This window comes from Microbacterium yannicii (assembly GCF_024055635.1).
Lineage (GTDB): Bacteria > Actinomycetota > Actinomycetes > Actinomycetales > Microbacteriaceae > Microbacterium > Microbacterium yannicii.
The window spans coordinates 79,616-100,489 of the sequence record NZ_JAMXMB010000011.1 but is presented as its reverse complement, the minus strand read 5'-3'; the positions used below and the strand labels follow the sequence as shown (position 1 = coordinate 100,489).

The 20,874-nt window shown below is 69.6% G+C and carries 17 protein-coding genes, 1 tRNA gene and 1 pseudogene; 6 read left to right on the top strand and 13 right to left on the bottom strand.

Annotated elements, in window-relative coordinates:
* A complete protein-coding gene (locus tag NCG93_RS06160; RefSeq protein ID WP_194414811.1) occupies positions 1-801 on the top strand; it encodes an SDR family NAD(P)-dependent oxidoreductase in 801 nt (266 codons plus the stop codon).
* Positions 798-1,583 carry an SDR family NAD(P)-dependent oxidoreductase gene (locus NCG93_RS06155; RefSeq protein ID WP_194414812.1) on the top strand — a complete coding sequence of 262 codons (786 nt, stop codon included), beginning with the start codon at positions 798-800 and terminating at the stop codon, positions 1,581-1,583. Before NCG93_RS06160 ends, NCG93_RS06155 begins: the two co-directional genes overlap by 4 nt.
* Positions 1,584-1,638: 55 nt before the next feature.
* Here NCG93_RS06155 and NCG93_RS06150 read toward each other — a convergent pair whose 3' ends face one another.
* Genes NCG93_RS06150 through NCG93_RS06135 form a run of 4 tightly spaced genes read right to left on the bottom strand, consistent with a single transcriptional unit; the run spans position 1,639 to position 6,378 of the window.
* Positions 1,639-2,865 carry an ABC transporter substrate-binding protein gene (locus tag NCG93_RS06150; protein ID WP_194414813.1) on the bottom strand — a complete coding sequence of 409 codons (1,227 nt, stop codon included), beginning with the start codon at positions 2,863-2,865 and terminating at the stop codon, positions 1,639-1,641.
* Between the two features lie 27 nt (positions 2,866-2,892).
* Positions 2,893-3,585, bottom strand: a complete 693-nt coding sequence (locus tag NCG93_RS06145) for an ABC transporter ATP-binding protein (RefSeq protein ID WP_194414814.1) — start codon at positions 3,583-3,585, stop codon at positions 2,893-2,895.
* Positions 3,585-5,498, bottom strand: coding sequence for a branched-chain amino acid ABC transporter ATP-binding protein/permease (locus NCG93_RS06140; protein WP_194414815.1), 1,914 nt, complete (start codon positions 5,496-5,498; stop codon positions 3,585-3,587). The genes NCG93_RS06145 and NCG93_RS06140 overlap by 1 nt, the downstream gene beginning before the upstream one ends.
* A gap of 1 nt (position 5,499) precedes the next feature.
* On the bottom strand, positions 5,500-6,378 hold the full coding sequence (locus NCG93_RS06135; protein ID WP_194414816.1) for a branched-chain amino acid ABC transporter permease: 879 nt from the start codon (positions 6,376-6,378) through the stop codon (positions 5,500-5,502).
* 106 nt (positions 6,379-6,484) lie between these two features.
* Between NCG93_RS06135 and NCG93_RS06130 the strand changes: the two genes are divergently transcribed.
* Positions 6,485-8,104: a class I adenylate-forming enzyme family protein gene (locus NCG93_RS06130; RefSeq protein ID WP_194414817.1), complete on the top strand. Its 1,620-nt coding sequence runs from the start codon at positions 6,485-6,487 to the stop codon at positions 8,102-8,104.
* Between the two features lie 398 nt (positions 8,105-8,502).
* On the opposite strand, the gene NCG93_RS06125 is transcribed toward NCG93_RS06130, so the two are convergent.
* From NCG93_RS06125 to NCG93_RS06115, 3 genes are all read right to left on the bottom strand, one after another.
* A tRNA-Ser gene (locus tag NCG93_RS06125) sits at positions 8,503-8,593 on the bottom strand.
* Between the two features lie 55 nt (positions 8,594-8,648).
* Positions 8,649-9,509, bottom strand: a complete 861-nt coding sequence (locus NCG93_RS06120) for an LLM class F420-dependent oxidoreductase (protein WP_194414818.1) — start codon at positions 9,507-9,509, stop codon at positions 8,649-8,651.
* Between the two features lie 58 nt (positions 9,510-9,567).
* Entirely contained in the window at positions 9,568-10,413 is an 846-nt protein-coding gene (locus NCG93_RS06115) for a class II glutamine amidotransferase (protein WP_194414819.1), read from the bottom strand.
* A gap of 193 nt (positions 10,414-10,606) precedes the next feature.
* Between NCG93_RS06115 and NCG93_RS06110 the strand changes: the two genes are divergently transcribed.
* The 3 genes from NCG93_RS06110 to radA all read left to right on the top strand — a co-directional run bounded on the left by NCG93_RS06110 (position 10,607) and on the right by radA (position 14,578).
* Entirely contained in the window at positions 10,607-11,977 is a 1,371-nt protein-coding gene (locus tag NCG93_RS06110; protein ID WP_194415012.1) for an MFS transporter, read from the top strand.
* 68 nt (positions 11,978-12,045) lie between these two features.
* Entirely contained in the window at positions 12,046-12,999 is a 954-nt protein-coding gene (locus tag NCG93_RS06105) for an L-lactate dehydrogenase (RefSeq protein WP_194414820.1), read from the top strand.
* A gap of 208 nt (positions 13,000-13,207) precedes the next feature.
* A complete protein-coding gene (gene radA / locus NCG93_RS06100; RefSeq protein ID WP_194414821.1) occupies positions 13,208-14,578 on the top strand; it encodes a DNA repair protein RadA in 1,371 nt (456 codons plus the stop codon).
* Positions 14,579-14,885: 307 nt separating this feature from the next.
* Here radA and NCG93_RS06095 read toward each other — a convergent pair whose 3' ends face one another.
* From NCG93_RS06095 to NCG93_RS06070, 6 genes and pseudogenes are all read right to left on the bottom strand, one after another.
* A complete protein-coding gene (locus NCG93_RS06095) occupies positions 14,886-15,296 on the bottom strand; it encodes a dehydrogenase (RefSeq protein WP_194414822.1) in 411 nt (136 codons plus the stop codon).
* Positions 15,297-15,359: 63 nt separating this feature from the next.
* Positions 15,360-16,076, bottom strand: a complete 717-nt coding sequence (locus NCG93_RS06090; RefSeq protein ID WP_194414823.1) for a FadR/GntR family transcriptional regulator — start codon at positions 16,074-16,076, stop codon at positions 15,360-15,362.
* Positions 16,077-16,205: 129 nt separating this feature from the next.
* On the bottom strand, positions 16,206-16,979 hold the full coding sequence (locus tag NCG93_RS06085; RefSeq protein ID WP_194414824.1) for a 3-oxoacyl-ACP reductase: 774 nt from the start codon (positions 16,977-16,979) through the stop codon (positions 16,206-16,208).
* A 10-nt stretch (positions 16,980-16,989) separates the two neighbouring features.
* Positions 16,990-18,366, bottom strand: a complete 1,377-nt coding sequence (locus NCG93_RS06080) for an aldehyde dehydrogenase family protein (RefSeq protein ID WP_194414825.1) — start codon at positions 18,364-18,366, stop codon at positions 16,990-16,992.
* A 221-nt stretch (positions 18,367-18,587) separates the two neighbouring features.
* Positions 18,588-19,283 (bottom strand): annotated as a pseudogene (locus NCG93_RS06075) (gamma-glutamyl-gamma-aminobutyrate hydrolase family protein); the annotation flags it as partial.
* Positions 19,284-19,482: 199 nt separating this feature from the next.
* Positions 19,483-20,838: a glutamine synthetase family protein gene (locus NCG93_RS06070; RefSeq protein WP_194414826.1), complete on the bottom strand. Its 1,356-nt coding sequence runs from the start codon at positions 20,836-20,838 to the stop codon at positions 19,483-19,485.
* Positions 20,839-20,874: the final 36 nt, after the last annotated feature.

Below are 20,874 nucleotides of genomic sequence, written 5' to 3'. Positions count from 1 at the left end.
GTGCTCGCGGCGAAGCGCATCATCGTCACCGGTGCCGGGCAGGGGCTCGGCCGTGCGTACGCGATCGCCGCCGCGGAGGCCGGCGCGTCGGTCGTCGTCGGCGACATCGACGGGGATGCCGCCGCGCAGACGGTCGAGGCGATCCGCGCCTCGGGCGGCCATGCCGTCGCCGTGACGGGTTCTGTCGCCGACTGGGCAGTAGCGCGGGCCCTGACCGAACGCTGCCTGCGCGAGTACGGCGGCGTCGACGGCGTGGTGGCGAACGCGGCGATCATGCGCAGCGCGGACCCGTGGGACGAGAACGAGGCCGACCTGCGGGCCATCGCCGAGGTCAACATCCTCGGCGTCCAGTTCACCGCACGCCATGCGATGCGCGCCATGGTCGAGTCAGGACGCGGCGGCTCGGTGGTGACCGTCGTCTCGGGGGCCCGCGACGGCATTGCCGGAATGAGCGCGTACGGCGCATCGAAAGGCGCCGTCGCCGCGATGACCGCGAACTGGGCGCTGGCCGGCCGTGCGCACGGGATACGGGTGAATGCGATCTCACCGCTCGGGCTCACTCGCATGTCGCAGGCCGATCATCGATCCGACCGTCCGCCGATGCCCGATCCGTCGCGCGTCGCCCCCGTCGTGACGGCGCTGCTGTCGGATGCCAGCGCCCCCATGACCGGTGCCGTGCTGCGGTTCGACGGAACGACGCTCGGCCGGTACGGATCGTCACTGCGCACGGTCGCGGCCTCGCCGACAGGCTGGCAGGTCGAAGACATCGCCGCCGCCCTCGTCGCGGAGGAGGAGCAGTGAGCCGGTTCGACCGCAGGGTCGCGGTCATCACGGGCGCCGGCAACGGCATCGGAAGGGCAGCGGCCCGGATGTTCGTCGCCGAGGGCGCCACCGTCGTCGGCGTGGACACGGATGACGTCGCACTCGATTCCGTGCGCGCCGAACTCGGACCGGCCTTCGAACCCTTCCCGGCCGACGTCGCCGACGCGGAGCCGGGGCACGACTACGTGTCGGAGTGTATGGCTCGTCATGGCCGTGTCGACATCGCCTTCCTCAACGCCGGCATCCTCGGCCCCGCCGCGCCGATGGACGACTACCCGCTCACCGCGTTCGACGTGGTCATGAGGGTCAACGTCCGAGGAGTGTGGCTCGGCACCACCCGGGCGATGCGGGCGATGCGCGAGCAGGCCACGGGCGGCGTCATCACGATCACGTCCTCGACCGGCGGCCTGCGCGGCAGCGGCGGGATGGGTGCGTACATCACGAGTAAGCACGCGGTGGTGGGTCTCATGAAGGCCGCGGCGATCGAAGGCGGCCCGTTCGGCATCCGTGTCAACGCCGTTCACCCGGGTCCGACGGACACCGCCGTGTGGGCCTCGGCCACGCCGACGAAGCGTGCCGAATCCGGCTCGGCGGGCGTGGGGCTTCCCCAGCTGTACCGTGTGGCCGACCCGGCAGAGGTCGCGGCGGTCGTCGGGTTTCTCTCGAGCGACGAAGCCGCGTTCTGCACGGGGGCGTCGTATCCCGTCGACGGTGGTCTTCTCGCCGGCCCGCCCTACCGGCATCCCCTGCCGGAGCGCTGATGCCTCGTGAAGAGGTCCCGCCCGAAGGCGGGACCTCTTCTTCATGCGGGGTCGTCTACTCGACGGGGACGCAGATGCCCTCGGGCGAGCACGGCTCGGTCGACCGGTAGAGCTGCAGCTCGCTCGCGTCGATGCCGATGCGCTTGTCGGGTCCGAAGACGTACACGCCGTTGGCGCCGGTGAACTCCTCACCCGAGGTCAGGAAGGACTTGATCGAATCGCCGTCGGTCTTACCGGTGTCGGCCACGGCCTGAGCGATGAGCACCGACCAGTCGAAGCTGTTCGCGCCGACCGTGTCGAGCGGGGTGAACTCCGTCTTGTCGAGTGCTTCCATGTAGCGGGTGACGAACTCGGACACGACACCCGTGGTGTCGAGATCCGGGTCGAGGAAGGTCTTCGCCATCGGTCCGGCTGCGAGATTCTCCGCCAGCTCGGCGGGCGTGGCCTCCACGATCGCCGGAGTTCCGAGGCCCAGCGTGCCGGCGGTCGGCGGGTACCAGCCCAGCTTGTCGAACGAGCTCATCACCGTGACCGCGGGCGTGCCATACGGCCACATGACGACCGCATCGACGTCCTCCTGCTGCAGTGTGCTGAGCTGCGCCGTCGCATCGCTCGCGGACGCCGGGAAGCTCACGCGGAAGAGTTCGACGTCCGGGTAGTCCTCGGCGACGATCTCCTCCGTGAGGTCCGCCTGCGCGACGGCGAACGCCGACGCGTCCTCGACCAGTCCGATCTTGTCGCCGAACTGCGATGCGTAGTCCAGCAGCGGAGTGATCGCCGTTTCGCCGGCGTTGCCGGCGCCCGTCGAGAACGCGTACTTGTAGCGATTCGAATCGCCCACTTCGGGAAGCACCGCGGCGATGCCGCCGGAGGTGCCGCCGGGGATCTTTACCTGGTTGAGGACGTCCTGCACGGCCGGGAATGCCTCGGTCGTGAAGAAGATCGCGGTCGCACCGGCCTGGGCGAGTTCGCGCGTCTGTGCGACGGCGGCCGTGGCTTCGCCTGCCGTGTCGCGCTCGACGACCTCGATGGTCATGCCCGGGTGCAGCGTCTCGGCGTACTCGGCGCCAGCCTTCAATCCCGCGAGGGAGTTGATGCCGGATGCTGCAAGCGGACCGGTCAGCGAGCCGACGAACCCGATCGTGAGCTTGTCGGGGAGCTCGGCGGTGCTCTCACTCGGCGCCGCGGCGCCGCCTCCGGCGCCGCTCGAGCACGCGGCGAGCGAGAGCGCCAGTGCTCCCGCGAAGACTGCTCCCAGCAGCCCTCTCTTGGTGCGGAACATGTTTCTCCTTCGGTTGTCGGGTGCCGTCTAGGACAGGTAGGCGGCGTGCAGTAGATCCGGCAGCTCCGGATCCGTGCCGTTCACCTCGTGGACGATGTGACCGTGCCGCAGGACCAGCACGTCGGCCGCGAGGTTCTGCGCGACCTCGAGGCGTTGTTCCACCACGAGGACGGCGTAGCCGAGGTCGCGCAGGGTCGCGATGATCTCGGTCGTTCGTGCGACGAGCTTCGGTGCGAGCCCGTTGGTGGGCTCGTCGAGCATGATCGCCTGGGGCGCACCGGCGACGGCCCGCGCGATGGCCAGCATCTGCTGCTGACCGCCACTGAGTCTTCCGGCGGCGCGGTTGAGGTGCTCCTTGAGTTCCGGCAACAGCTCGAGCGGCCGGACGGGCGGCTTCGCTCCGGATCGTGGTCGCGCGACGTCGAGGTTCTCGGCCACTGTCATGTCGGGGAACACATGGCGGCCTTCGAGGACGTGGCCCAGTCCCGCCCGTGCCCGCCTGCTCGCGGACAGGTGGCCGAGCTCCACATCACCGAGGCGAACGGTGCCGACCGACGGGGTGAGCCCTCCGATGCCGTGCAGCGTCGAGGTCTTCCCGGCTCCGTTCGCGCCGAGCAGCACGACGCACTCGCCGGGTTTCACGGTGAAGCTCACGCCCTCTGCGGCAACGACGGCGCCGTATCGGACCGTTAGGTTCTGGACGACCAGTTCGCTTTCCATCACACCGTCCCCATGTATGCGGCGCGGACCGCTTCGGCGTCGTGCAGATCGTCGGGGTGGCCTTCCCACAGCACTCGGCCGAGGTCGAGCACGACGATGCGGTCGACCAGGCGGCTGACCATCTCCAGGTGGTGCTCGACGATGATCACTGCGACGCCAGCGCGCGCGACCTCCTTCACGATGGTCTCCAGCGCGTCGATCTCGGAGGCGGACAGCCCGGCTGCCGGCTCGTCGAGCAGCAGTACCTTGGGGCATCGCGCCACCGCCATTGCAGCCTCGAGGAACCTCAGCTGTCCGTGGCCGAGGAACCGGCTCTCGCGGCGTCCCATCTTCAGGTCGTCCGGTTTCAGGCCGCCCGCCTCCAGGAGGGCGAGCGCGGCGGTGCGGCATGCCGCAACCCGCTCCGGAGAGGCGTCCAGCTGTCGCTGCACCGCGATCTCGATGTGCTCGTCGATGCTCATCCCGGCAAAGGTCTTCGGTGTCTGGAATGTCCGGGCGATGCCGCGGCGCGCGTTCTCCTGCGGGCGCGAGCGGCTGATGTCGACGCCATCGAGGGCGACACTGCCCGCGGACGGGCGGTAGTAGCCGCCGATGAGGTTGAGCATCGTGGTCTTGCCCGAGCCGTTCGGTCCGATCAGGCCGAGGATCTCGCCCTCACGCAACTTGAGCGTCACACCGTCGACAGCCTTCACACCTCCGAAGCTCCGCCTGACCTCGTCGACACTCAACACCGCGTTCTTCGGAGCGGCCGCGGCCGCAGGCTCGGGTTCGGGTTCGGCTGTGACGGATGCCGCGGGCACGGGTTCGGCGAGGGATGCCGCAGCCTTGGGGCCATCGGTGGTGCCGTCGAGCCGGAGCGATGTTCTGACCGGGTCGGCCGCCGCAGCGGTGCGGCTGAAGAGCCCGCGCGGACGCAGGCGCATGAGGAGGACGAGCAGTACGCCGTAGACGATGATGTTCACGTGCGGGTAAGGCGCCAGCATCAGCGGCACGATCACCAGGATGATGACACCGACCAGCGGACCGAGCTGAGATCCCAGACCGCCCAGCACCGCCATCACGAGGAAGAGGATCGACAGCGACGGCAGGAACGCGTCGGGTGAGATGTACACCGACAGGTAGGCGAACAGCGCGCCCGCCAATCCGCCCAGACCCGAGCCCACGGCGAACGCGGCCACCTTCGTGACGTAGCCGCCGATGCCGAGAGCGGATGCGCCGATGGGCTCATCGCGGACGGCCGCGGTCGCGCGACCGATGCGGCTCGTGCGATAGCGGGCGTGGAACCAGAACGCGAGGAACGCGATGCCGATGATGACGAGCGGCACGAACCACTCCCACAGCACGTAGCTGCTGGGGTCGAACGAAAGGAACGGAGTGATCCCGGAGATGCCCCCATGGCCGCGCGTAAGGTCGTCCAGCGCGACGAGCATGTCGGAGACGACCAGCACCGTTCCGAGCGAGAGCATCGCGAGGCCGAGCGCCGCGAGGCGGCCGGCAGGCAGGCCGACCAGCGCACCGACGGCAACGCCGCTCAGCAGTGCGAGGGGCAGGGTGAGCCAGATCGGCCACATGTAGGTGCCCGCAAGGATGCCGGCGACGTACGCGCCCACCGCGAATGCCGCGCCCTGCCCGAGCGAGAGCACGCCCGAGAAGCCGATCGTCACGTTCACGCCGTACACCGACACGAGGTAGACGCAGATGAGCAGCACCACGTACGCGGGGTACGACATCGGACCGGTGATGAGCAGGATCGCGAGTGCCACGATGACCATCACGAGCCCCTGGACCGATGGCATCACCGCGACCCGGCGAAGCGGCGCCGGCAGTCGATCGAGCACGCGATCGAGGCCGCGGTTGACGGCATCCTGCACTGCGTAACTGCCGGTGCGGAGGTTCTCTTGGAGACGCGCCATTTCAGACCTCCCGGACCGGCCGCGAGCCGAAGATCCCGTGCGGCCTGACGACATAGACGAGGACGAGCAGCACGAAGACTGCGAGGTTGCCGTAGAGCGGCCCCATGTAGACGGCGGCGCCCTGGCTCACCAGCCCGACCACCACGCCGCCGATGACAGCACCCGGGACGCTGTTCATCCCGCCCATAGAGACGGCCACGAAGCCGTAGAACAGGAAGAAGATACCGAGGTTGGGCATGAGGATCTGCGAGGACGCCACGAGGTATCCGGTGATCGCCGCGATGACGGCCGAGATGAGCACGGTGATCTGCGACGCACGTGCCCTCGAGATACCCAACGCCTCCGCACCGCGCACATCTTGCCCGACGGCGCGGAGCTCGCGGCCCACGCGGGTCCGGCGATAGAAGATAAGCAGGGCCGCCGCGACGAGCAGCAGCACGGGCAGGGTCGCCAGTTCCGCCCAGGAGACGCGGAAGCCGAGGAAGGTGAAGGGCGTGGACGGGATGCCGAATGGGAAGTACGTCGCCTCTCCGCCCGCCGGAATGGCGAGGATCTCGGTCAGCACGATGCTGACGCCGAAAGTGGAGAGGATCCACGAGACCGCGGAGCCCGACTGGACGAACGGCCGGATCGCGACGACTTCCGTGACGAGCGCCGCGATGAGCAGGGCTGCGAACCCGAGGAGGAAAGCGAGCCACACCGGCACGCCCGCTGCCGCGCTCAGCAGGATGACGATGGGAGCGAGCACGACGAGCTGGCCATGGCCGAAGTTGATGACACCTGTCGTCAGATGGAGCACCGCGAATGCGACGGCGATCAGGCCGTATATCGCCCCCTGAGAAAGCCCGGGCAGCAGAATCGACTGGATGAACTGGTCCATGTATTCGGGTTCCACCTCGAAGTCGACGATGACGGGAAGCGGTTTTAAACTATATAAAGATTAGAGGATTTGCAACCTCACCCCCTTTCACCGTTGAGGACGGACGATGACGACCGAAACCCCCGAAGCCAGGCAGCTCTCCACCACATCGCGACGAGCGATCGAAGAGACCTGGCGCTCGCACGGATTCCACACCGACGAGCGGCTCGGCTGGATGCTCGAAGACCGCGCCCGGACCATGCCCGACCGGATCGCGGTGCTCACCCGGACGCGACAGTTCACCTACGGGGAGCTGCAGCAGCGCGCGTTGGCGGTCGCGCGCACCCTGGTCGCCCACGGCGTGCGCAGCGGAGACACGGTCTGCTGGATGCTGCCGACGGACGCCGAAGCGGTATGGGTGGCCTCGGCGATCTGGCGCATCGGCGCGGTCAGCAGCCCGATCGTCCCGATCTACGGCGCCCGCGAGCTGGCCGCGGTGGTCGAGCAGTCCCGTCCTGTCGCCGTGATCACGAACGCGCTGGTACGAGGGCGACGCCTTCCGGAGGAGTTCGACGCGGTGCTCGCCACGGTCGGGCACGAGCCTCGCGTGCGTCTCCTCGCAGAAGGGGCCCACGCGGGCTGGCTCGACGCTGAGGGTGAAGGATCGGGAGCGCTGCCGCCGACCGTCGAGCCTGCCCCGGCAGACGCCCCCTCGCTCATCCTCTACACCTCGGGGACCGAGGCGGCGCCGAAAGGAGCGGTGCACTCCACCGCCGGACTCATGCACGAATTGCGTTCCTGCGTCACGGAGTGGGGCATCACCTACCACGACCGCATGTTCATGGCCTCCCCCATGACCCACATCACCGGCCTGCTGCAGGGATTCCTCATCCCGACGCGCGTAGGCGGCGCATCGATCCTGATGGACCGATGGGACGCCGCCGAGGCCGTCGAACTCATCGAACGTCACGGCGGCACCTATATGGCCGGCGCGACGCCGTTCCTTCGTGAACTGCTCGCGGCGTACGCAGCAGCCGGCCGCACAACGTCGAGTCTTCGCCAGTATTGCTGCGGCGGCGCGGCCGTGCCATCCGAGCTGATCCGGGATGCGGACGGTCTGGGTATCGCGGCGTATCGGGCATGGGGGATGACCGAGCTGCCCACCTCGACGCTCTCAAGCGAACTCGACCCGCTGTGGGCACGGGCCGAGACGGACGGCCGGCTCGCCCCGGGTGTGGAGCTGCGCGTCGTCGACGACGACGGCCGCGATCTCCAACCCGGCGACGAGGGGAACCTGCTCCTCCGCGGACCGGAGATGATGTTGGGCTATGTGGGGGCGGACACTGCTATGGGGGCGATCAGCGAGGATGGCTGGTTCACGACGGGTGATGTCGGGTTCCTTGGAGCCGACGGGTACGTGCGCATCAGCGGCCGGACCAAGGACATCATCAATCGCGGCGGCGAGAAGTTCAGCGTGCGCGAGATCGAGGAGCACTTGCGCGCCCATCCTCGTATCGAGGCGATCGCGGTCATCGCGGTTCCCGGTGGGCGGCTCGGTGAACGCATCGGCGCCGTCATGGTGGGCGACGAGGACGTTACCCCCGCGGCGCTCGCGGACTTCATGACCAGCCGCGGCGTCGCGAAACAGAAGACACCCGAGCTGGTGGTCGTCGTCGAGGCGATCCCGGTGAATGCCACCGGCAAGGTCGACAAGCGCGCCATGCTCGCCCTGTTCGACGGCACATGACGCTGACGCAGTGTGACTGACCGACCGACTCGCCGCTCGGCGGAGAGGATAGACGGGAGATTGGCAGGACGGTCATCAGCTTGACCTGACCGCGCGAACGGTCCCTGAGTGTGACCCAAAGCGCGGAGACGGACAAATTTGAAAGCTCGGTCTCCGGTGGGCAACATGCCCACGGTAGGGACGGCGGGTTACAGCCGCCCGTGCGCGCATTCCATCAGCGGCATGACCTCAGACTCGCGGAATTCCGCGGACTGAGGCGGAAGATCCGTTCGATGAAGTCCAGCACCTCGCCGCGGGCGCTCGCCTCTCAGGCGGTGGAATCGGGGCCGAATGTGGGCGCGGTGTGGGCATTCTGTGGTTGCGGTAATGGAAAAACCCCTGATTATCAGGGGTTTTTCTGGCGGTGACGGTGGGATTTGAACCCACGGTAGGGGGTTACCCTACACAACTTTTCGAGAGTTGCACCTTCGGCCGCTCGGACACGTCACCGCCGACAATCTTACGACACGTCGACGGATGCCGCGAATCGGCGCCGACTCCGCGTTCAGCCGCGCTCGATAGCACCGCGGATCACGTCGACGACCCGCTCCGGCTCGTCGATCCCGACCGCGTAGACATACGTCGCGGTGAAGCCGACGCCCGCGAGCGACTCGGCGAGCGCCGCCACATCGGTCGAGGTCGACTCGGGGGTGATCGCGATCATCGCGGTCTTCTCGATGTCGTCGTAGTCGCGGCCCACGTCGTCGCAGTGGCCGCGCAGCACGTCGAGCTTGTGCGTGGGCAGGTTGCCGCCGCTCACACCGAGGTTGCAGGCATCCGCGTACTGCGCCACCAGGCGGAGCGTCTTCTTCTCGCCACCCCCGCCGATCAGCAGATACGGATGCGGACGGCTGATGCTCTGCGGCGAGTCCAGCGTGCGCTCCAGCTGCCAGATCGCTCCCTCGAACGGTTCCTCCGAGTCCGACCACATCTGCAGGCAGATCTGCAGCGTCTCCTCCAGCTCGCGGAAGCGCCGGGCGACCGGCGGGAACGGGAAGCCGAGCCCGCGGCACTCCTGCTCGTTCCAGGCGGCTCCGATCCCGAGGCCGACGCGACCGCCCGACAGCACGTTGAGGGTGGTCACCTGCTTCGCCAGCAGCGACGGGTGGCGATAGATCACTCCTGACACCAGGGCGTGCAGCATCGCCTTCTCGGTGTGGGCCGCGATGAACCCGAGCGTCGCGTACGCCTCGAGCATCTCGTGCTCGACCGGACCGAGACCCGGCAGCTGCCAAAAGTGGTCCATCACGGTGATGCGACGGATGCCGGCGGCCTCGGCGTTGCGTACGTGCTGCGCGAGCGCGGGCCCCAGCTGGGCGGCGCCGCTGCGCCACGTGAAATCTGCGATGTGAAGCCCGTAGTCCATCGGCATGCTCCGTCCGCGCGGCTCGGTCCGCTGCACGGTCAGGCTAGCCGTCCGCGGTTCACGCGTCGAGGAACGCCTCGTGGTGATAGCCCTCCGGGTCCAAGACGGCGACGGTCGACTCCGGAACCTCGCGGAACACGCCGGGCAGGTCGTTCAGCGGCTCCGACACGACGACCTGCGCGTGATCGCCGAAGAGCGAGAGCCGGTCGGCGTCCGGGTACATCGCCCGGATCGTGGGGACGTCCGCCGAGTGGAACAGCGAGCGCGACCGCCCCTGCGACGAGTACCGGAAAGCCCACACCGTCTCGCCGTCCGACACCGCGAGCGTGCCCTGCATCGGGAACTGCACGCCGGCGGCGTGGCCGGCCTCCTCCACGCGGCGGATGGCGGCCCGGACCGCACCGATCGGGTCGTCCGCGAGACCGAGGGTCAGCGCAAGGTGGAAGAGCACCTCGCTGTCGGTCGTCCCCTGCATGAGCGGATACAGCGACGGGTCGACGGCGAGCGCCAGCTCGCGCTTGATCAGGCCGAACTGCGAGATCGCGCCGTTGTGCATGAACAGCCAGTTGTCGTGACGGAACGGGTGGCAGTTCGTCTGCTGGATCGGCGGCCCCGCGGCCGCGCGCACGTGCGCGAAGAACAGCGGGCTCACGACCGCCCGGCTGATCTCGCGGAGGTTCTGGTCGTTCCACGCCGGCTCGATACTGCGGAAGACCGACGGATGCCGCGGCCCCGCGGCATCCGTATTCGCGACGGGATACCACCCGAACCCGAAGCCGTCACCGTTCACCGTCTCGGCGCCGAGCGGCGAGTTCTCCGCCATCGCGACGACCGAGTGCTGCGCGTCGAGGATGAGGGCCGCCGGCTGCAGCGGCTCCCCCGTGTAAGCCAGCCAGCGGCACATCGCAGCTCCCCGGGTCGTCCGTCGACACCGCGGCGCGGCGCTGTCGCCATCGTAGGGCGGGGCTGTCGCCCGCCGATAGCCCGCATCCCGCGATGCCGCCCTCGGTGTCGTCCACCGGGTCTAGCGTGGGCTGGTGACCGATCATCAGCCTGCTTCCGACGCGGCGAGACCCGCATCCGCGCCGAACAGCGGCATGAGCACCGTCCAGCGTGCGGTGCTGTGGATCGCGGTGCTCGGATCCTTCGTGGCCTTCCTCGACGGCACGATCGTCAATGTCGCCCTTCCCTCGATCAGCGCCGAGCTCGGCGGCGGCATCACGACGCAGCAGTGGGTCGTCGACGCGTACCTCATCACGCTGGGCGCACTCATCCTCGTCGCCGGCTCGGTCAGCGATGCGTACGGCCGCGTCCTCGTCCTCCGCATCGGACTCATCGGCTTCGGCATCGCGTCCATCGCCATCGCGGCCGCACCGACCGCCGAGTTCCTCATCGTCGCGCGCGCTGTCCAGGGCGCGGCCGGCGCGTTCCTCGTCCCGAGTTCGCTGGCGCTCATCACCTCCAACTTCAGCGGCGCCGCGCAGAGTCGCGCGATCGGCATCTGGACCGCGATGACGACATCCGCGATGATCGTCGGACCGCTCATCGGCGGCATCCTCGTCGACCTGGTCTCCTGGCGACTCGCGTTCCTCATCAACGTGGTGCCGATCACCGTCACCCTCGTGCTGCTGGCGCGCGGCGGCTTCCGCGATTCGCGGCATCCCGACGCCTCGATCGACTGGATCGGCGCGGCCCTGTGCACACTTGGTCTCGGCGGGATGGTCTACGCCCTCATCGAGCAGCCCAACCTCGGCTGGGGCTCGCCCGTCATCTGGCTGACGCTCGTGCTCGGCGCCGGCATGTTCGCGGCCTTCATCCTCCGTCAGCGCACCACGCGGCACCCGATCCTGCCACTCGACCTGTTCCGGGTGCGCAACTTCTGGACGGGCAACGTGGCGACCGCGTTCATCTACGGGGCGCTCGCCCTCAACGGCCTCGTCGTGGTCGTGTACCTGCAGGAAGGCGCCGCGCTGAAAGCCACCTTCGCCGGACTCGCGAGCCTTCCCATGACGATCCTGATGATCCTGTTCAGCTCCCGCGTCGGCGCGCTCAGCGGCAGATGGGGTCCGCGGTTCTTCATGACGGTCGGCCCGATCACCATGGGCATCGGCGCACTCCTGCTCCTCACGACGTCCGAAGAGTTCTCGTATTGGTGGCAGATCCTGCCGAGCATGATCGTGATGGGTGCGGGCCTCGCGCTCACCGTCGCGCCGCTGACCTCCGCGATCCTCGGCGCGATCGAGCCGGAGCGTTCGGGCATCGCGTCGGCGGTCAACAACGCCGTCGCGCGCGTCGCCGGACTCATCGCGGTCGCCCTGCTCGCCACGATCGTCGGCGGCAGCCTCGACCTCGAGGGATTCCACCGCGCGGCCCTCGTCACGGCGACGCTCATGATCGCCGGAGGCGTCACGTCGTTCCTCGGCATCCGCAATCCGGCTCGCACTCCCGCCGCTTCTCCCTCACCCTGACGCATGACGGATGCCGCCACCCGGCGGCGAGGCTGGGTCTGGGCGCCGCCCCCTGCAAGACTGGCGGCATGGCCGTCATCGAGAACTCGAAAGTCACCATCGTCGGAGCCGGCAGCGTCGGCTCGAGCGCCGCGTACGCCGCGCTGATCCGGGGCTCCGCGCGGCACGTCGCGCTCTACGACATCGCCACTCAGAAGGTGGAAGCCGAGGTGCTCGACCTCGCGCACGGCACGCAGTTCACCGGCACGAGCGACATCGTCGGCGGCAGCGACCTGTCGGTCGTCGAGGGCTCGCACGTGGTCGTCATCACGGCGGGCGCCAAGCAGGACCCTGGTCAGACGCGCATCGAGCTGGCCGGCGTCAACGCCGGGATCATGAAGAAGATGATGCCGCAGCTGCTCAGCGCGGCGCCGGACGCCATCTACGTCATCGTGACCAATCCGTGCGATGTGCTGACCGTGCTCGCCCAGGAGGACACCGGGCTTCCGTCGGAGCGCATCTTCGCGTCGGGCACCGTGCTCGACACCTCGCGCCTGCGGTGGAAGCTCGCCCAGCGGGCGGGCGTCTCGACATCGAGCGTGCACGCCTACATCGTCGGCGAGCACGGCGACACCGAGTTCCCGCTGTGGTCCAAGGCGACGATCGGCACCGTCCCGATCCTGGAATGGGTGACGCCTGGCGGCGACCGCCTGACGGTCGAGGAGCTCGACCAGATCGCCATCGACGTCCGCGATGCGGCCTACAAGGTCATCCAGGGCAAGGGCGCGACGAACTACGCGATCGGGCTGTCGAGTGCACGGATCATCGAGGCGATCCTCAACGACGAGCGCGCGGTGATGCCCGTCTCGCCGGTGCTGCGCGACTTCCACGGCGTCGACGGCGTGGCGCTGTCCGTGCCGTCGATCGTCAGCGCCGCGGGTGCCGTGCCGATCCGCGAGACGCAGTTCGACGCGCACGAGCTGGAGCTGTTCCACGCCTCGGCCGACGCCCTGAAGCAGGTGGCCGACTCGCTGCGCGACTGACGGCAAGATGAGCGGATGCCGGCGGCCGAGGCATCCGCCCCCGCTCGTCTGGCCCTGCAGCAACGAGTCGACGGACGTCGCGCGCACACGCGTTATCGGCACGGCCCGTGAACGCCGGCGGCCTCGCTGACGGCGGCGGCTGACTGACCGCGCCGCACGCCCGGCCCGCCGGCCCGGTCATGTCGTGACCTCGACGTACGCTGAAGCCATGCCCGCTGCCAGACGCCCGACGCAGACCGCGCCCTACCGGTGCACCGAGTGCGGCTGGACGACGCTCAAGTGGGCCGGGCGCTGCGGCGAGTGCCAGCAGTGGGGCACGGTGGTCGAGGCCGCGGAGCAGACCGGCATCCTGCGCTCGATCACGCCGGTCGCCCCCGGCGCCGGTCGCACGGCGCAGCCCATCACCCGCATCGACACTGCGGACGCACCGCGGCGCACGAGCGGCGTCAGCGAGTTCGATCGGGTGCTCGGCGGCGGTCTCGTGCCGGGTGCGGCGATCCTGCTGTCGGGCGAACCGGGGGTGGGCAAGTCGACGCTCCTCCTCGAGGTGGCCGCCCGCTCGGCCCACGCGGGCCGACGTGTGCTGTACGCGAGCGCGGAGGAGTCGACGGCGCAGGTCCGCCTGCGGGCCGAGCGCACCGGCGCCCTCCACGACGAGCTCTACCTGGCGAGCGAGACGGATCTCGCGACGATCCTCGGTCACGTCGACGAGGTCGCACCCGAGTTGCTCATCGTCGACTCCGTGCAGACGGTGTCGTCCGCCCTGTCGGAGGGCATGGCCGGGCATCCGTCACAGGTGCGCGAGGTCGCAGCCACCCTCATCCGTGTCGCGAAGGACCGCGGCATCCCCACGATCATCGTCGGGCACGTCACGAAGGACGGCTCGATCGCGGGCCCCCGCATCCTCGAGCACCTGGTCGATGTGGTGTGCCAGTTCGAGGGCGACCGCCAGACGTCGCTGCGCTTCGTGCGCGCCCTCAAGAACCGCTTCGGGCCGACCGACGAGGTGGGATGCTTCGATATGACCGGCGCCGGGATCGCCGAGGTGCCCGATCCGAGCGCCCTGTTCCTGGGGCACGGCAGCACCGAGCCGGGAACCTGCGTGTCGATCGCGCTCGAGGGGCGCCGGGCACTCCCGGTCGAGGTGCAGGCGCTGACGATCGACAGCAAGTCGGGCAACCCGCGGCGCATCGTGAACGGCGTCGACGCCGCACGCGTGGCGACCGTGCTGGCGGTGCTCGAGAAGCGGATGAAGATCAAGACCTCGGATCAAGACGTGTACGTCTCGACCGTCGGCGGAGTGAGATTCGCCGAACCTGCCGCCGACCTCGCCATCGCTCTCGCCGTGGCCAGCGCGGTCGAGGGATGGACGATTCCCCGTCACATCGCCGCGGTCGGCGAGCTGAGCCTGGCAGGCGAAGTGCGGCCCGTCACCCAGGCGACGCAGCGGCGCAGCGAAGGTGCCCGCCTCGGGTATCGAGACGTCATCGACCACCGCTCGGGGTCGCTGGGCGGCGCCGTCAGCGACGTGCGGGCTCGGGCCAAGGGCCGGCCAGGGGAAGACATCCCCGACTTCTGAGGTTCGGCCCGTCCGCTCAGCGACCCCGGGTCCGGCGTCGACGCGAAGGGTCGACGTACCCGAGGGCGATGGGGATCACCAGTCCGGCCGCGCACACGATTCCGACGAGCAGGAATTCCACCCGGCGAGTCTGCCCCGTCACCCCCGGAGATGCAAACTCTTCACCGGAGAGTCCCGTTTCTGTCGAGCGGGTGCCCACCCGGCGCATCAGGGGTTTGGGGCGCAGAATTGTCGTTCGGGGCGCACCGGACGCGCCCCAGACGGGTGCGACGCGCCCCAAACCCGGTGAAGCTCACCGCTGGACGCGTCAGGCGTCGAGTGCGGCGATCAGGTCGGCGGGCGACGCCTGCAGCGGGTGGGGGCCGGCGATGTCGAAGAAGACCGTCGTGATCTCGTCCTCGTGAGCGCCGAGGAACGCGCGCAGCCACGCCGGCGACTGGAGTGCGACGCCGGGCGGCAGTGAGGCGGGCTTGTGCGTGGCGTCGCTGAACAGCAGCAGCGCGATATCGCCGGTCTTCGGGTCGCGGTACGTCCACACCTCCCCGACGTCGAGCGGGTTGTCGCGATCGCCGGGCCGCATCAGCGGCGCGACCGTCGGACCGTGCCGCAGCGCGAAGGCGACGGCTGCCATGTCCTGGGTCTGGAGCGCGTCGGCGAGCTGGGTGTTGCGGAACTCCAGCGGTTCCTTCTGCTTGTTCGCGCGCTTCTTGCTTGCCACCCGTCCAGCCTAATCAGCCGTTCCGGCGTGATCGCCCGCAGACCCCGCGGCAGATCACCCCGATCAGGCGAGGAACCCGCGCAGCAGTGCCTCCGAGCCGGCGAGATGTTCGAGGATCGCCGCTTCGGCGGCATCCGGTCTCCCGGCGAGGATCGCGGTCACGATGTGCTCGTGCTGCACGTTGGAGTGCTCGATGTTGCGCGGCAGCAGCGGGAAGGTGTCGAGCCATTCGTTGACGCGGGCCCGGTTCTCCGCGGCGAGCGCGACGAGCGATGGGATGCCGGCGAGCTCGGCGATCGCGAGGTGCAGCAGCGTGTCGAGCCGGCGATAGTCGGTCTCGGATGCCTCGGCCACGACCTCGTACCGCGCCCACAGTTCGTCGCGCGCGGCGGCGTCGAGACTGCGGGCGGCAGCGGCGCGGGCGGCTCCGGCCTCGAGCACGCGACGCAGGCCCAGCACGTCTTCGAGCTCGGCCGCCGTCACGTCGCGCGGATGCGGCGGCTGCGGGAGCGGATCGGCGACGAACGTGCCGCCGTACCGGCCGCGCCGGCGCACGAGGTAGCCGGTGTCGGCCAGCTCGCGGATCGCCTCGCGCACGGTGTCGCGGCTCACGGCGTACAGCACGGCGAGTTCCCGCTCCGATGGCAGAGACTCCCCCGGCGCGACGACGCCGAGCCGGATGGTCTGCACCAGGCGTGCGACGGTGTCTTCGAGCGCGTTACCCTCGCGCACCGGCCGGTAGACGGCCCTGCGCACCTCGTGCAGGGGAGCATCGGTCATGCGACACCGCCTTCGTCGAGCCCCGGTCGTTGAGCGAGGGAGAGCAGCGACCGAGACGAGACGCACCGGACTCTCCGCACCCGCCCGGGGCGTTTCGACTCGCTTCGCTCGTTCAACGACCGGCCTTTCTCACAGCGGTGTGACGTATGCGTTGGTGATGCCGCCGTCGACCACGAACGCGGTGGCGGTGATGAACGACGCGTCGTCCGAGGCGAGGAACGCGACGGCGGCGGCGAGCTCCTCGGGCTCGGCGAAGCGCCCCATGGGCACGTGCACGAGCCGGCGCTGGGCGCGCTCGGGGTCCTTCGCGAAGAGCTCCTGCAGCAGCGGAGTGTTCACCGGCCCCGGGCACAGCGCGTTGACGCGGATGCCCTGTCGCGCGAACTGCACGCCCAGCTCACGGGTCAGGGCGAGCACGCCGCCCTTCGACGCCGTATAGGAGATCTGCGACGTGGCCGAGCCGAGCAGTGCCACGAACGATGCGGTGTTGATGATCGAGCCGCTAGCCGCCGGCACCATGTGGCGCAGCGCCGCGCGCGAGCAGAGATAGACGCTCTTGAGGTTGACGTCCTGCACGCGATCCCACGCGGGCAGCTCGGTGGTCTCGATCGAGTCGTCGTCGGCGGGCGAGATGCCCGCGTTGTTGAAGGCGATGTCGACGCGGCCGAACTCGGCCGCGACGCCGTCGAAGAGGGAGTTGACCTGGGTCTCGTCCGCGACATCCACGGCGCGGAACACGCCGTCGACCTCGTCGGCAGCGACCTCGCCGGTGACCGGGTCGAGGTCGGCGATCACGACGCGCGCACCCTCCGCGGCGAAGCGCCGCGCGGTCGCGAGGCCGATGCCGGAGGCACCGCCGGTGATGATCGCGACCCGGTCCTTCAGCCGCTGGGTCAGATCCATGCTGTTCCTCTCATTCCGTCGCGAAGAAGACGTTCTTGGTCTCGGTGAAGTGCTCCGCCGCGTCGGGCCCGAGCTCCCGGCCGAGCCCCGACGCCTTCATGCCGCCGAACGGCGTCCAGTACCGCACCGACGAGTGCGAGTTCACCGACAGCACGCCGCTCTTGACACCCCGCGACACCCGCACCGCGCGCCCGAGGTTCTCCGTCCAGATGGAGCCCGCAAGACCGTAGGCGGTGTCGTTCGCGAGGCGGATCGCGTCGGCCTCGTCGTCGAACGGCAGCACCGCGACGACCGGGCCGAACACCTCTTCGCGTGCGATGCGGTCATGCGGCTCGGCGAGCACGACGGTCGGCGGGAACCAGAAGCCGTCTCCGAGCATCGGGTCGTCCGAGGCGGGCGCCGAGCCGCGGAACGCGACGTTGGTCCCATCGAGGAATCCCGCGACGGTGGAGCGATGGGATGCCGAGATCAGAGGTCCCATGTCGGTCCCCTCGTCGGCGGGGTCGCCGACCCGCCACGCCCGAACGGCCGGCTCGAGCAGCTCGAGGAAGCGGTCGTACGCCGAGCGCTCGACGAGGATCCTGCTGCGCGCGCAGCAGTCCTGTCCGGCGTTGTCGAACACCGCTCCCGGCGCGGCGGCCGCCGCCTTCTCGAGGTCCGCGTCGGCGAACACGAGGTTGGCGCTCTTGCCGCCGAGCTCGAGCGTCACGGGCTTGAGCTCGCGGGCGCAGCCGGCCGCGACATCCATCCCCACCGAGGTGGAGCCGGTGAAGACGACCTTGCGCACGTCGGGGTGCGACACGAACCGCTGCCCGACGACGGAGCCCGACCCGGTGATCACCGTGAACAGACCGTCGGCGAGCCCCGCCTCGAGCGCGAGCTCACCCAGGCGGATCGCGGTGAGGGGCGTCAGCTCGGCCGGCTTGAGCACGACGGCGTTGCCCGCGGCGAGCGCCGGGGCGAAGCCCCACGACGCGATCGTCATCGGGAAGTTCCAGGGCACGATGATGCCGACGACGCCGTAGGGCTCGTGGAACGTCACGTCCATCCCACCGGCGACCGGGATCTGCTGCCCGCTCAGACGCTCGGGGGCGCCGGCGTAGAAGTTCAGCACCTGGGCGACGTGCGACGCCTCCCACCGCGCCGAGCCGATCGGATGCCCGGAGTTCCGCACCTCGAGCTGCGCGAGCTCCTCGGCATGCGCTTCGACGACGCGCGCGAACGCGCGCAGCGCATCGGCCCTCGCAACGGGCGGCAGCGACGCCCACGAACGCTGGGCGACGACGGCACGGGCGATCGCGGCATCCGTCTGCGCCTCATCGGCGCGGGCGATCTCGCGGATCGGCCGCGCGGTCGTCGGGTCGATGACGGTGAACGTGGACGTCATGCCAGCACCCCGTTCGACCGCGGGGCGCGCGCCGTCGCTGAGCTCGTCGAAGCGCGCTCGCTCGACGACCGGGAAACCGCCTCGGTGCGTTTCGTCTCGCTCGCGGTTCCTGAGCTTGTCGAAGGGCGCTCGCTCAACGACCGGGGACCTGACTCGGGACCTTCCGTCTCGCTCGACGACCGAGAACCTACCTCCGGTCGTTGAGCGAGCGAAGCGAGACGAAACGCGGATGCCTCCGCCACGAGCCCTGCGAAGAGCCTGCGGTCCTCGCGGTTCTCCTCGGGGTGCCACTGCACGCCGAGGACGTACCCGTCGCCGTCCGACTCGAACGCCTGCACCAGGCCGTCGTCGGTGCGCGCCGTCGCGACGAGCCCCGCACCCAGCCGGTCGATGCCCTGGTGGTGGTAGCTGTGCACGTCGAGGCCACCCACGCCCACGAGCTCCGCGAGACGCGAGCCCTCATCGACGGCGACCTCGTTGGTCGCGAAGACCCCGCCGCCGATGCGGAACCGCTCCGTGCCGAGCGCCTCGGGCAGGTGCTGGTGCAGCGTGCCGCCGCGCGCCACGTTGACGAGCTGGAGCCCACGGCAGATCGCGAGCACCGGCATCCGTCGCTCCTCCGCGCCGCGGAACAGGGCGAGCTCCCACGCGTCGCGATCGGGACGCGCCGGATCGGTGAGCGGATGGCGCTCCGCGCCGTACAGCGACGGGTCGACGTCGAGTCCCCCGGTGAGGATCAGGCCGTCCAGCCCGTCGAGCACCCTGGCGGCCGCGGTGTCGGGCTCGGGCTGTGGCGGCAGCAGGACGGCGATGCCGCCCGACGCGGTCACCGCGTCGAAGTACTGCTGCGGCAGGAACGCGGCGCGGACGTCCCACACCCCCTGCTTCGCCTGCTCGAGGTAGGTCGTCAGGCCGATGACCGGCCGGCGCCCTTCGACAGGCTCAGGGACCGCATCCCAACTCGCCCCGGCACCTCCGGTCGCCCCGGCACCCCCGGTCGCTGAGCCGGCACCCCCGGTCGCCCCGGCACCCCCGGTCGCTGAGCCGGCACCCCCGGTCGCCCCGGCACCCCCGGTCGCTGAGCCGGCACCCCCGGTCGCTGAGCCGGTCGAAGCGTCAGAGCCGTTCGAACCCACGGACCCTCTCCCAATCGGTCACGGCAGCGTCGTAGGCCTCGATCTCGATGCGCGCCTGGTTCAGGTAGTGCTCGACCATCTCGTCGCCGAAGGCGTCGCGGGCGATGGCCGACTCGCCGAACAGCTGCGCCGCCTCGCGCAGCGTGGTCGGCAGGTGGTCGACGCCCGCGGTGTACGCGTTGCCCTCGAGCCGCTCGGGCAGCGGCAGCTCGTTCTCGATGCCGTGCAGGCCGCCCGCGATGATCGCAGCGATGCCGAGGTACGGGTTGACGTCGCCGCCGGGCACCCGGTTCTCGACGCGGAGCGACGAGCCGCGGCCGATGACCCGCAGTGCGCACGTGCGGTTGTCGATTCCCCACGCGATGCCGGTGGGGGCGAACGACCCCTTCGCGAACCGCTTGTACGAGTTGATGTTCGGCGCGAACAGCAGCGTGAACTCACGGAGCGTCGCCAGCACGCCGGCGATCCAGTGCTCCATGAGCGGGCTGAAGCCGTGCTCGCCGTCGCCCGCCATCACGGGATCACCGACGGCCGATCGCACCGAAAGGTGGATGTGGCAGCTGTTGCCCTCACGCTCGTTGAACTTCGCCATGAACGTCAGCGCCTTGCCGTGCCGGTCGGCGATGGACTTGGCACCGTTCTTGTAGATGGCGTGCTGGTCGGCGGTCTCCTGCGCCTCGGCGTAGCGGAACGCGATCTCCTGCTGGCCGAGGTTGCACTCGCCCTTGACGCCCTCGGTGTACAGGCCGGCACCGTCCATCGAGAGACGGATGTCGCGCAGCAGCGGTTCGAGACGCCCCGAGGCGAGCAGGTCGTAGTCGACGTTGTAGTCCGTGGACGGCGTGAGATCGCGGTAGCCCTTGGCCCAGGCATCCCGATAGGTATCGTCGAAGACGAGGAACTCGAGCTCCGTGCCCGAGAACGCCACAAGTTCCCGGTCCGCCAGGCGGGCGCGCTGCCGGTTGAGGATGTCGCGGGGCGACTGCACGACGGGCTCGCCGTTCTCCCACGTGAGGTCGGCCATGACCAGCGCCGATCCCGGCTGCCACGGGAGGCGGCGGAGGGTCGTGACGTCGGGTCGCAGCATCATGTCGCCGTAGCCGGTCTCCCAGCTCGACATGGCGTACCCATCGACGGTGTTCATGTCGACGTCGACCGACAGCAGGTAGTTGCAGGCCTCGGCCCCGTGCGGCAGCACCTCTTCCTGGAAGAGCCGTGCCGAGACGCGCTTGCCGACCAGCCGCCCCTGCGCGTCGGCGAAGGCGACGACGACGGTGTCGATGTCGCCCGCCGCGATCCCGGCGTTCAACTGCTCGACGGTGAGGTTTCCCGGCATCCGCTCCTCCTCCTGTGTCGACGTCCGACGGACTCG

Coding starts and splice junctions, on each gene's coding strand:
- NCG93_RS06150 (WP_194414813.1), bottom strand. CDS start 2,865: ATGTTCCGCACCAAGAGAGGGCTGCTGGGAGCAGTCTTCGCGGGAGCA.
- NCG93_RS06145 (WP_194414814.1), bottom strand. CDS start 3,585: ATGGAAAGCGAACTGGTCGTCCAGAACCTAACGGTCCGATACGGCGCC.
- NCG93_RS06140 (WP_194414815.1), bottom strand. CDS start 5,498: ATGGCGCGTCTCCAAGAGAACCTCCGCACCGGCAGTTACGCAGTGCAG.
- NCG93_RS06135 (WP_194414816.1), bottom strand. CDS start 6,378: ATGGACCAGTTCATCCAGTCGATTCTGCTGCCCGGGCTTTCTCAGGGG.
- NCG93_RS06130 (WP_194414817.1), top strand. CDS start 6,485: ATGACGACCGAAACCCCCGAAGCCAGGCAGCTCTCCACCACATCGCGA.
- NCG93_RS06120 (WP_194414818.1), bottom strand. CDS start 9,509: ATGGACTACGGGCTTCACATCGCAGATTTCACGTGGCGCAGCGGCGCC.
- NCG93_RS06115 (WP_194414819.1), bottom strand. CDS start 10,413: ATGTGCCGCTGGCTGGCTTACACGGGGGAGCCGCTGCAGCCGGCGGCC.
- NCG93_RS06110 (WP_194415012.1), top strand. CDS start 10,607: ATGAGCACCGTCCAGCGTGCGGTGCTGTGGATCGCGGTGCTCGGATCC.
- NCG93_RS06105 (WP_194414820.1), top strand. CDS start 12,046: ATGGCCGTCATCGAGAACTCGAAAGTCACCATCGTCGGAGCCGGCAGC.
- radA (WP_194414821.1), top strand. CDS start 13,208: ATGCCCGCTGCCAGACGCCCGACGCAGACCGCGCCCTACCGGTGCACC.
- NCG93_RS06090 (WP_194414823.1), bottom strand. CDS start 16,076: ATGACCGATGCTCCCCTGCACGAGGTGCGCAGGGCCGTCTACCGGCCG.
- NCG93_RS06085 (WP_194414824.1), bottom strand. CDS start 16,979: ATGGATCTGACCCAGCGGCTGAAGGACCGGGTCGCGATCATCACCGGC.
- NCG93_RS06080 (WP_194414825.1), bottom strand. CDS start 18,366: ATGACGTCCACGTTCACCGTCATCGACCCGACGACCGCGCGGCCGATC.
- NCG93_RS06070 (WP_194414826.1), bottom strand. CDS start 20,838: ATGCCGGGAAACCTCACCGTCGAGCAGTTGAACGCCGGGATCGCGGCG.